Source organism: uncultured Arenimonas sp., from assembly GCF_963976025.1.
Taxonomy (GTDB): Bacteria; Pseudomonadota; Gammaproteobacteria; order Xanthomonadales; family Xanthomonadaceae; genus Arenimonas.
On sequence record NZ_CAXBJS010000186.1, the window covers coordinates 1 to 5048 of the forward strand.

At 68.2% G+C, this 5048-nt stretch carries 8 protein-coding genes and 1 tRNA gene; 3 read left to right on the forward strand and 6 right to left on the reverse strand.

Annotated features, from left to right (window positions below; all coding sequences use genetic code 11):
• A partial coding sequence (locus AACZ35_RS12240) for a fumarylacetoacetate hydrolase family protein (protein ID WP_339829728.1) occupies positions 1-269 on the reverse strand: 269 nt, incomplete at its 3' end.
• 17 nt (positions 270-286) lie between these two features.
• Positions 287-553: a hypothetical protein gene (locus AACZ35_RS12245; RefSeq protein ID WP_339829714.1), complete on the reverse strand. Its 267-nt coding sequence runs from the start codon at positions 551-553 to the stop codon at positions 287-289.
• A 32-nt stretch (positions 554-585) separates the two neighbouring features.
• Here AACZ35_RS12245 and AACZ35_RS12250 point away from each other — a divergent pair, with 32 nt between their 5' ends.
• Entirely contained in the window at positions 586-924 is a 339-nt protein-coding gene (locus AACZ35_RS12250; protein WP_339829716.1) for a Rieske (2Fe-2S) protein, read from the forward strand.
• Here AACZ35_RS12250 and AACZ35_RS12255 read toward each other — a convergent pair.
• The 4 genes from AACZ35_RS12255 to thiS form a co-directional block, all read right to left on the reverse strand.
• Positions 921-2759 carry an SLC13 family permease gene (locus AACZ35_RS12255; protein ID WP_339829718.1) on the reverse strand — a complete coding sequence of 613 codons (1839 nt, stop codon included), beginning with the start codon at positions 2757-2759 and terminating at the stop codon, positions 921-923. The two genes, AACZ35_RS12250 and AACZ35_RS12255, sit on opposite strands and share 4 nt — an antisense overlap.
• A 15-nt stretch (positions 2760-2774) precedes the next feature.
• Positions 2775-3488, reverse strand: a complete 714-nt coding sequence (gene trmB / locus AACZ35_RS12260) for a tRNA (guanosine(46)-N7)-methyltransferase TrmB (RefSeq protein WP_339829720.1) — start codon at positions 3486-3488, stop codon at positions 2775-2777.
• Between the two features lie 13 nt (positions 3489-3501).
• Positions 3502-4305, reverse strand: coding sequence for a thiazole synthase (locus AACZ35_RS12265; RefSeq protein WP_339829722.1), 804 nt, complete (start codon positions 4303-4305; stop codon positions 3502-3504).
• Between the two features lie 66 nt (positions 4306-4371).
• Positions 4372-4572 carry a sulfur carrier protein ThiS gene (gene thiS / locus AACZ35_RS12270; RefSeq protein WP_339829724.1) on the reverse strand — a complete coding sequence of 67 codons (201 nt, stop codon included), beginning with the start codon at positions 4570-4572 and terminating at the stop codon, positions 4372-4374.
• A 66-nt stretch (positions 4573-4638) separates the two neighbouring features.
• Here thiS and AACZ35_RS12275 point away from each other — a divergent pair.
• Positions 4639-4712: transfer RNA gene (locus tag AACZ35_RS12275), tRNA-Gly, on the forward strand.
• A gap of 8 nt (positions 4713-4720) precedes the next feature.
• On the forward strand, positions 4721-5048 hold a 328-nt coding region (locus AACZ35_RS12280; RefSeq protein WP_339829726.1), incomplete at its 3' end, for an FAD-dependent oxidoreductase.

Genomic DNA, 5048 nt, shown 5'->3' on the forward strand with positions numbered 1-5048 from the left:
GCATCGCGACCGAGCGCAACCACCAGTTCGACTGCGTGGTGCAGGTCGGAGGTGCCGGACGGGTAGGGCACGTCACCGCCGCCGGCGACGATGGCGTCGGCGGGCTTGTGGAAAAACACCGGATTGCCGCGATCGACGCTGGCGCCCATTTCCGCGGCGTGGTCGGCGAAGTTGCGGCCGACGCAGTAAATGCGGCGCACGGGAAACGCGCCGCCGCCGCGCACGGGCAGCAGGGTCGGGGCGGGCAGGGGAATGACGGTTTCGGGCAGGGCCACGCGTTGCCGGATCAGCGCAGGTGAAGCGGGGAATGCGGATCGCGCACGCGGGTGAATTCGCCTTCGATCACGTCGGCAGCCGGCGCGGCCGGACGGCGGCTGGTGCCGAACAGGCGGCGGGCACCCGCGAACAGCAGCATGCCCAGGCCGATCACCAGGCCAAAGCCCACCAGCACCAGCAGCAGCGCCAGGCCAAGCAGGCCGACCAGCACCTTGAGCAGCGGGTTGCGCGGCTTCGAGGGGCAGTAGCTGAACATGCGATGGAAGAAGAAGGTCATGCGTCGCCGTGGCAAACTCGGGGACGGGAAGTATGGCGAGGCGCCGCGTGGAAAGTGTAAGTGGTTCGTTAATCGAACTGGCCGACTGGCCGCCCCAGGGCCTGTCCGAAACCGAGGCCGAGGTGGACGGGGAGCGGCTGTCGCTGGTGCTGCTGCGCGAAGGCGGGGTCCTTAAGGCCTGGCTGAACGTCTGCCCGCACGCCGGTCGCCGGCTGGACTGGGCGCCGGGCAGGTTCCTGGTCGACAAGGGGCGGCTGGTCTGCGCCGCGCACGGCGCCAGCTTCGAACTTGAACACGGTGAATGCGTGGCGGGCCCGTGCAAGGGCGCGTCGCTGGTGCCGGTGCGCGTGGCCGTGGCCGGCGCCGGCTAGAACATCAGGTTCACCATGAGCAGCACGATCGCCAGGTAAACCAGGGTGAGCGGTGCGCCGGTGCGCCACAGGTCCTTGGCGCGATAACCCGCCGGACCGGACACCATGGCCAGCACGGGGTTGGACACGCTCAGGAAATTGTTGGAGGCCGACAAAGCCACCACTACGGCGAAGGCCAGCGGATTGCCACCCGCGGCCAGGGCCACGTTGATGGCCATGGGCACCACCACCACGGTGGCGCCGACATTGCCGATGACCAGCGCGAAGGCGGTGGCGAGCAGGCCGAACGCGGCCTCAAGCACCCAGATCGGCACGTCCGAACCGATTCGTTCAAGGACCTGCTGGGCAATCCAGGCCGCGGCGCCGGTGGAATCCATCGCCCAGCCCAGGGGAATCAGGCAGGCCATCAGGAACACGGTTTTCCAGTTCACCGCGGCGTAGGCCTCGTCCATGTTCAGCACGCCGCCGAGCATCATCGCGGCGGCACCGGCCATCAGGGCAATCGGCACCGGCACCAGGGTCGAAAGGGCCAGCGCCATCGCGCTTACGAAAACCGTCAGCGCCCACCACAGCTTCTGCGGCCGCTGTTCACCCTTGGGGTAGTCGGTGACGACGACGAAGTCGCGGCTTTCGCTGGCCTGGGCCAGGTCGGTCCAGATGCTGTGGAAAACCAGCATGTCGCCGGCCTTGAGGCTCATCTTGCGGATGTCCTCGCGCCAGACCTGGCCGTCGCGGTTGATCGCCAGCAGGCTGATGCCGAAGCGCTTGCGCAGCTGCAGCTGCGACTGGGACTTGCCCAGGAAACTCGAGGTCGGCGGGATCACCGCTTCGGAAATGCCCGACCGGCTGGGATTGAACAGGTCGGCGAAATGCCGCAGCCGCGCCGACATGCGCAGCAGGTTCTTCTGCGCGTAGTCCTGGATGGCCTCGCGCGGGCCCATCACGCCCAGCACGCTGCCGACCCAGATCATCTGGTCGGCCGGTGGCGCCAGCCGGGCTTCGTTGCCGCTGAGCAGGGCCAGCAGCAGCGGCGCGTCGCGCTGGGCTTCGGCCTCGCCCACGCTCATGCCCACCAGCGGGCTTTCAGCGGTCACGGTCAGTTCGAAAACCTCGCCTTCGATGCCGTAGGCGCGGGCGAAATAACTCTGCGTGCGGCTGGGCGCCACGCCCTTGTCTTCGGTCTTGGCGAACCAGCGCTGGCCCAGCCAGCGCCAGTAGCCCAACCCGGCCAGCAGCAGCACCAGGCCGATCGGCAGTGGTGCGAACATCTCCAGCGGTTCCAGCGTGGCCACGCCGGAGGGCAGGTTGCGGTTGGCGGCGACCAGCAGGTCGTTGAGCATGATGAGCGGCGAATTGCCGATCATCGTCAGGCCGCCGCCCATCACGATCGCCGCCGCCACCGGCAGCAGCAGCCGGGAAATGCTGACGCCGGAACGGCCGGACAGCCGGGAGGCGACGGGCAGGAACAGCGCCATCACCGAGGGGTTCTGCATGAAACCCGACATCAGCCCGGCCATCGCCGAGGTGTAGAGGATCAAGCGTTCTTCGGTGCCCTTGGAAACGCGCAGCAGCCACACGGCGACCCGGTTCAGGGCGCCGGTACGGTCCAGCCCGGCCCCCAGGATCATGGTCGCCATCACGGCAATGACGGCGTTGCCCGAAAAACCGTCGAAGAGCTGGTTGGCCGGCACCAGGCCGGTAAGCCCCAGCAGCACCAGCACGACCAGCGCGGTGGCGTCGGCGCGGATGCGCTCGATCATGAACATCACGATGGTGAAGCCGACCAGCCCCAGCACGAGCATCATGTCGCGGGTCAGGGTCAGGCTGGTGTCCATGCGTGGGCGGCGTCCTCAGGTACGGTCGTACAGCAGGTCCCAGACGCCATGGCCCAACTTCAGGCCGCGGGTCTCGAAGTGCGTTTGCCGCCGCCAGTCGGGGCGGGGCGAGGTGCCGTGGGGCCCGGCGCGGTTGCGCAGCCGCGGTTCGGCGTCGAGCACGTCCCACATGTGTTCGGCGTAGTTTTCCCAGTCGGTGGCCAGGTGCAGCAGGCCGCCGGGCTTGAGGCGCTGGCAGATCAGGTCCACGAAAGCCGGCTGCACCAGCCGCCGCTTGTTGTGGCGCTTCTTGTGCCAGGGATCGGGAAAGTAGATGCGCACCTCGTCGAGTGAACCCGGCGCCACTTCGTCGCGCAGGACTTCGACGGCGTCATGCTGGTAGATACGCAGGTTGTGCAGTCCGGCGGCCGCGGCGGCATTGAGCAGCCGGCCGACGCCGGGCCCGTGGACTTCGATGCCGATGAAGTCGCTCGCGCTTTCGCGTTCGCAGGAAAACAGCAGCTGTTCGCCGTTGCCAAAACCAATCTCGACCACGCGCGGCGCCTGGCGGCCGAACACGGCGTCGAAATCCCGCGGCTGGCCGGCGTAGTCGAGGCCAAGTTTCGGCCAGTGCAATTCGAAGGCGCGCTTCTGGGCCTCGGTCTGGCGGCCCTGGCGCAGCACGAAGCTGCGGATCGGGCGGTGCCGCTCGGGCTGATCCGGGGGGCTTTCGTCGCTGGTTCCGGTCATGCCCAGGCCCACCTCAGAGGAAGTGCCCGTCCAGGGGCGAGGAGGCGCTGGCGTTGCGCTTTTTCGGGATGCGGCCGGCCAGGAAGGCCTCGCGTCCCGCCTCGACCGCCTTGCGCATGGCGCTGGCCATCAGCACCGGGTCGCGCGCACCGGCAATCGCGGTGTTCATCAGCACGCCGTCGCAGCCTAGTTCCATGGCGATGGCGGCGTCGGACGCGGTGCCGACGCCGGCGTCCACCAGCACGGGCACCTTGGCGTTTTCGACGATTTCCAGGATCGACCAGCGGTTCTGCACGCCCAGGCCCGAGCCGATCGGCGCGGCCAGCGGCATCACCGCCACGCAGCCGATCTCTTCCAGGCGCTTGGCCAGGATCGGGTCGTCGGAGGTGTAGACCATGACGTCGAAGCCGTCGGCCACCAGGATCTCGGCGGCCGCCAGGGTTTGCACGACGTCGGGATAAAGGGTTTTCGGGTCGCCCAGGACCTCGAGCTTCACCAGCTTGTGGCCGTCGAGCAGCTCGCGCGCCAGCCGGCAGGTGCGCACGGCGTCGTCGGCGGTGTAGCAGCCGGCGGTGTTGGGCAGCAGGGTGTAGCGGTCCGGCGGCAAGACATCGAGCAGGTTGGGCTCGCCCGGGTTCTGGCCGATGTTGCTGCGGCGGATGGCGACCGTGACGATCTGCGCCCCGGCGGCCTCGGTCGCCAGGCGGGTCTGTTCCAGGTCGGCGAACTTGCCGGTGCCGGTGAGCAGGCGCGAATGGTAGGTCTTGCCGGCGATCACCAGCGGATCGGCGGGCCGGGAGTCGGGGGCGCGGTTCATGCCCCTGATTATGGCCGCTTTTGCCGGTCGGGTTAACCCTTTTTTAAGAAGATGTTCAGGGAAATCTCACCCGCCGCCGATGGCGTGGATGATCTCGACCCGGTCGCCTTCGGCCAGTGCGTGCTGCTCGTGCCGGCTGCGCGGCACGACTTCCTGGTTGACCTCGACGGCGACCTTGCGTCCGGCCAGGCCGGTTTGTTCCAGCAGGCCGGCGACCGTGGGCGTGCCGGTGACTTCGGTGGACTGGCCGTTTAGTTGAATGCGCATGCCGCGATTCTATCGCCCGACGCGCATTGCGGGTGCCCCGGGCCACCTGCATAATCGCGGCCGACCGCGGGTGTAGTTCAATGGTAGAACTGCAGCTTCCCAAGCTGCTAACGTGGGTTCGATTCCCATCACCCGCTCCAATGCCGCCATGAGTCCCATTCCCGCCGTGGACGTGCTCGTTGCCGGCGGTGGCCTGGCCGGCATCGTCACCGCGCTCGAAGCCCTGCGTGCCGGCATGTCGGTGGCGGTGGTCGACCGCGATTCCCCCGAACGTTTTGGTGGCCTGGCGCGCTGGGCCTTCGGCGGCATGGCCCTGGTGGGCACGCCGCTGCAGGCGCGCGCGAAGATCCACGACAGCCCCGAAATCGCCCTGCGCGACTGGCTGTCCTTCGGCGAGCTCGATGCCGCGGACCAATGGTCCCTGGCCTGGGCGCGGCATTACGTTGAACGTTCCCGGCCCGACGTCCACGACTGGC

Excerpts from the sequence above, each read along its gene's own strand:
- AACZ35_RS12245 (WP_339829714.1), bottom strand. The coding sequence starts at position 553 with ATGACCTTCTTCTTCCATCGCATGTTCAGCTACTGCCCCTCGAAGCCG.
- AACZ35_RS12250 (WP_339829716.1), top strand. The coding sequence starts at position 586 with ATGGCGAGGCGCCGCGTGGAAAGTGTAAGTGGTTCGTTAATCGAACTG.
- AACZ35_RS12255 (WP_339829718.1), bottom strand. The coding sequence starts at position 2,759 with ATGGACACCAGCCTGACCCTGACCCGCGACATGATGCTCGTGCTGGGG.
- trmB (WP_339829720.1), bottom strand. The coding sequence starts at position 3,488 with ATGACCGGAACCAGCGACGAAAGCCCCCCGGATCAGCCCGAGCGGCAC.
- AACZ35_RS12265 (WP_339829722.1), bottom strand. The coding sequence starts at position 4,305 with ATGAACCGCGCCCCCGACTCCCGGCCCGCCGATCCGCTGGTGATCGCC.
- thiS (WP_339829724.1), bottom strand. The coding sequence starts at position 4,572 with ATGCGCATTCAACTAAACGGCCAGTCCACCGAAGTCACCGGCACGCCC.